We start from the raw sequence: 3,537 nt of genomic DNA on the forward strand, positions 1-3,537 counted from the left end.
CCGTCGCCGGCCCGGGTGCGTGCCGCCGTCGGGGCCGGCATCACCGGACTGCCCGCGTTGCAGGGCGCGCTGACCGCCCGGGCCGGCGCCCGGCTGCTCGGCCTCGCCGTCGCCGCGGCCGCCCCGCTCGGCCATCGGCTGGCCCGACTGATCTCACCGACATGACCGCCGGCGCGACGGGCCTCCGCTTCGGGTACGGCACCAACGGCTTCGCCAACCACCGGCTGGACGACGCGCTCGCCGTCATCGCCGACCTCGGCTACCAGGGGGTGGCGCTCACCCTGGACCACGACCACCTGGACCCGTTCACCGCGGGGTTGGCCCGGCGGGTGGCCGCCGTGCGCCGCCGGCTGGACGCGCTCGGCCTGGCCGTGGTGGTCGAGACCGGGGCCCGCTACCTGCTCGACCCCTGGCACAAGCACGCGCCCACGCTGCTGCACGACGACCCCGCCCTGCGGATCGAGTTCCTCCGCCGGGCCGTCCGGATCGGCGCGGACCTGGGCGCCGAGGCGGTCTCGTTCTGGGCCGGCGTACGCCCGCCCGAGGTGCCGGCGACAATCGCCTGGCAGCGCCTGGTGGCCGGCTGCGCCGCCGTCTGCGCCGAGGCCGAGGCGGCCGGCGTGCCGCTCGGCTTCGAACCCGAGCCGGGCATGCTGGTCGAGGACATCGCCGGCTGGCGGCGGCTGCGGGAGGCGCTCGGTGCGCCGCCCGGTTTCGGCATCACCCTCGACATCGGACACTGCCGCTGCCTGGAGCCGCAGCCGGTGCCCGACTGCGTTTCGGCGGTCGCCGAGCACCTGGTCAACGTGCAGATCGACGACATGCGCCGGGGCGTGCACGAGCACCTGGAGTTCGACGCGGGCGAGATCGACTTCCCGCCGGTGCTGCGCGCCCTCGCCGCCGCCGGCTACCGCGGCCTGGTGGCCGTGGAACTGCCCCGGCACTCCCACGCCGCCCCGGCCGTCGCGGCCCGCTCGCTCGACTTCCTGCGCACCGCCGCCCGGACGGCGGCGGGCCCGGCCGGCGTGACAGCCCCGGCCGACCAGCACCGGACCACCGACTCGGCCCCTTTGCTCTGCAGCCGCGGAGGCAGCACCCCCGGATCGCCGGTGCTGCGTGGGGGGCTGCAGAGCAAAGGCGGTGGTTGAGCACCTGCCACCCGGCTCAGAGGGGAGACGGCATGACACCCGACCGACTGCGCGCCGCGCTGCGGGGCGTACCCGATCCGCAGTGGCTGGACGCGGCCCTGCGCCGCGTCGCGGCCGATCCCGCGGCGATCCCGCGGCTGTTCGCCATCGCCGCCCGGCGGTGCGGCCGGGGACCGCTGCCCGACCCGCCCGGCTGGACCGTCGACGAGGCCGCCCGGGCGCTGCTGCTCACCGCGCTCCCCGCCGGGCACGCCGCGGCGGCCGAGGCGCTCTACCGGCACGGCGACGCCGCCGAGAAACGCGCCGTGCTGCGCGCCCTGCCGCTGCTGCCGATCGGGGCGGAGTGCGTGCCACTGCTGCACGACGCGATCCGCACCAATGACACCCGCCTGGTGGCCGCAGCGCTCGGCCCGTACGCCCGGCACCTGGAGCAACCCGCCTGGCGGCAGGCGGTCCTCAAGTGCGTCTTCACCGGCGTGCCGCTGGCCGTCGTCGACGGCCTGGACGGGCGGGCGGACGGCGAGCTGGCCGCGATGCTGGCCGCACTCGCCGCGGAGCGGAACGCGGCCGGCCGCGCCATGCCCGCCGACGCCACCGACCTGCTCGACCGGCTCGGCGCCGGCTCGCACCAGACCACCGCCAGGGAGGCGTGATGCGCATCTTCGACCCGCACATCCACATGACGTCCCGGACCACCGACGACTACGAGCGGATGGCCGCCGCCGGGGTGCGCGCCGTGGTGGAGCCGGCGTTCTGGCTGGGCCAGCCGCGCACCAGCGTGGACACGTTCGTCGACTACTTCGACTCGCTGATCGGCTGGGAGCCGTTCCGGGCCGGCCAGTTCGGCGTCCGGCACCACGCCACCGTGGCGCTCAACCCGAAGGAGGCCAACGACCCGCGCTGCCGCCCGGTGCTCGACCTGCTCCCGCGCTACCTCGACAAGGACGGCGTGGTGGCGGTCGGCGAGATCGGCTACGACTCGATGACCCCGGCCGAGGACGCCGCCTTCGCCGGCCAGCTCGCCCTGGCCGTGGCGCACGACCTGCCCGCCCTCGTGCACACCCCGCACCGGGACAAGGCGCGCGGCGTCGAGCGCACCCTCGCCGTGGTCGCCGAGTCCGGCATCGACCCCGGGCGGGTGCTGGTCGACCACCTCAACGAGGTCACCGTGAAGCTGGTCCGGGACACCGGCTGCTGGCTCGGCTTCTCGATCTATCCGGAGACGAAGATGTCGCCGCCGCGGATGGTCGAGCTGCTGCGGACGTACGGGACCGAGCGGATGCTGGTCAACTCGGCCGCCGACTGGGGGCGCTCCGACCCGCTGCTCACCCGGGCCACCGGGGACGCCATGCTGCTCGCCGGGTTCACCGAGGACGACGTGGACCGGGTGCTCTGGCGCAACCCGGTGGAGTTCTACGGCCAGTCCGGCCGGCTGGACCTCACCGGCCTGGACGACTCCGCCGCCACCTTCGCCGGCAACTCGATCCTGCGCGGAGGCGAGTGATGCGACTGCGGCACGCCGACGGGACGACCGTCCACCTCGGCTACTGCACGAACGTCCACCCCGCCGAGGACCTGCCCGGGATCCTCGCCCAGCTCGACACGTACGGCGTCGCCGTCCGGCGGGCGCTCGACACGGACCGGCTGGGGCTGGGGCTCTGGCTGGCCGCCCCGGTGGCCGCCGCGCTCGCCGCCGACCCGGCGGCCCGCCGCCGGCTCCGGCACGAGCTGGCCGTACGCGGGCTGGAGGTGGTCACCCTCAACGGCTTCCCGTACGCGGCCTTCCAGGCACCGGTGGTCAAGGGTGCCGTCTACCACCCGGACTGGACCACGCCGGACCGGCTGGCGTACACCCTGGACCTGGCCCGGGTGCTGGCCGACCTGCTCCCCGACGACGCGGCCCGCGGCTCGATCTCCACCCTGCCGCTGGCCTGGCGCACGCCGTGGGACACCGCCCGGGCCGAGGCCGCCCGCCGCCGCCTCGACGCCCTCGCGGCCGGGCTGGCCGCGGTGGAGCGGGAGACCGGCCGCGGCGTCCGGGTCGGCTTCGAACCGGAACCGGGCTGTCTGGTGGAGTCCACGGGACAAGCACGCGAGGTATTGTCAGCTATGGATACCGACCGGCTCGGGATCTGCCTGGACCTGGCGCACCTCGCCTGCGCCTGGGAGGAGCCGGTCGAGGCCCTCGCGCGGCTGCGCGACGCCGGGCTGCCGGTGGTCAAGGTGCAGGTCTCCGCCGCCGTCGAGGCGCCCGACCCGGCCGGCTCGGCCGAGGCGCTGCGCCGCTGGGTCGAGCCGCGATTCCTGCACCAGACCCGCGCCGCGGCCGCCACCGACCTGATCAAGAGCGGTGGCTACCGGATCGGAGCCGGCGAGGTGGAGGACGCGT

The 3,537-nt window shown here is 75.9% G+C and carries 4 protein-coding genes; all 4 read left to right on the forward strand.

Going from position 1 to position 3,537, the window contains the following annotated elements; translation table 11 throughout:
• Window positions 1-161 precede the first annotated feature (161 nt).
• Window positions 162-1,148: a sugar phosphate isomerase/epimerase family protein gene (locus tag B0E53_RS34375; RefSeq protein WP_246835744.1), complete on the forward strand. Its 987-nt coding sequence runs from the start codon at window positions 162-164 to the stop codon at window positions 1,146-1,148.
• 32 nt (window positions 1,149-1,180) lie between these two features.
• Window positions 1,181-1,801, forward strand: coding sequence for an EboA domain-containing protein (locus B0E53_RS34380; RefSeq protein WP_107079706.1), 621 nt, complete (start codon window positions 1,181-1,183; stop codon window positions 1,799-1,801).
• Window positions 1,801-2,652 (forward strand): TatD family hydrolase, encoded by an 852-nt coding sequence (locus tag B0E53_RS34385; protein ID WP_107079707.1) that lies wholly within the window; start codon window positions 1,801-1,803, stop codon window positions 2,650-2,652. Before B0E53_RS34380 ends, B0E53_RS34385 begins: the two co-directional genes overlap by 1 nt.
• A partial coding sequence (gene eboE, locus B0E53_RS34390) for a metabolite traffic protein EboE (protein ID WP_107079708.1) occupies window positions 2,652-3,537 on the forward strand: 886 nt, incomplete at its 3' end. The genes B0E53_RS34385 and eboE, both read left to right, overlap by 1 nt.

This window comes from Micromonospora sp. MH33 (assembly GCF_003013775.1).
GTDB lineage: Bacteria > Actinomycetota > Actinomycetes > Mycobacteriales > Micromonosporaceae > Micromonospora > Micromonospora fulviviridis.